Here is a 407-nt window from a genome sequence, read left to right on the forward strand (position 1 = left end):
GGTCGGCTTACCCAACGGTAGTAAAAGACGAACTCATGTTAACGGTCGGTTTTGCCGGAGCCGGGAGCTTAGTGCAGGGGCCGCTTTTTCACCATGCCCCCCTTGGTTTCGCGCACGCTGTGCATCACCACGAAGGCCAGCGGGTCAATGCGGTCGATTTCGTCCTTGAGCCGGGCCACCTCCAGGCGGGTGGTGACGGTGAAGAGGATGTCGATGGCTTCGCGGGAGTGGCCGTGCGAGCCAAAGCCCTGGCGGCCGGCGTACACCGTGGCCCCCCGGCCCAATTTCTCGGTGAGCATGAGCCGGATCTGCTCGCTCCTAGCCGAGATGATGGTCACGCCGGGGTACTCCTCGTTGCCTTCGATGAGGGAGGCGGGGGGGTGGGCGGCCGGGGGGGAGGCCGGGAT

At 65.4% G+C, this 407-nt stretch carries 1 protein-coding gene; it reads right to left on the minus strand.

Annotation, left to right across the window (positions count from 1 at the left end; translation table 11 throughout):
• Nucleotides 1-68: 68 nt before the first annotated feature.
• Nucleotides 69-407: DUF2179 domain-containing protein (locus ACP7AJ_RS21490; RefSeq protein WP_426062289.1), on the minus strand; the 339-nt coding region annotated here is incomplete at its 5' end.

This window comes from Hymenobacter sp. B1770 (genome assembly GCF_049896385.1).
GTDB lineage: Bacteria > Bacteroidota > Bacteroidia > Cytophagales > Hymenobacteraceae > Hymenobacter.